The 519-nt window shown below is 56.6% G+C and carries 1 protein-coding gene; it reads left to right on the plus strand.

Annotated elements, in window-relative coordinates:
* Window positions 1–512: hypothetical protein (locus ACU8YE_RS24330; protein ID WP_446929941.1), on the plus strand; the 512-nt coding region annotated here is incomplete at its 5' end.
* Between the last annotated feature and the right edge of the window lie 7 nt (window positions 513–519).

The following is a 519-nucleotide window of genomic DNA, read 5'->3' on the forward strand; positions in this document are numbered from 1 at the left end:
GTTCCTATCCATCCACTCACTACACAACCATGCAACTTTTGCCCAAACTTGCTTTATCAGGCCTGCTGGCCCTTTCGCTTTCTAGCTTCACGCAGTCAGCCCAGGCGCAGGTAAATATTAACGTGAACCCGCCTTCGTGGGGGCCAGCGGCTCCGGCCGGCACGCAGTACTACTACATTCCGGAAGTAGGCGGCTACTATGACTTGCGCGACAAGCACTACGTGGTACAGCGCGACGGCAAGTGGGCCCGCGTAGCCAATGTCAGCGGTTACTCGCCCAACTCTTTCCATCCGGTAGTAATCGACTATGTAGGCGCTCAGCCCTGGGGCCAGATTGGTCGTCATCGTCAGCTGTACCCGGCTAGCTTGCCTCCGGGCCAAGTGAAGCGCCTGCAAAGTGGCAAACCATTGCCTCCTGGCCAAGCCAAAAAGCTAGGCTATGGTAACGGCCCAGGCAATAACCAAGGCCACGGTAATGGACATGGCAACGGAAAAGGCAAGGGCAAGCACTAAGCAACTC

Source organism: Ralstonia sp. VS2407 (genome assembly GCF_052950655.1).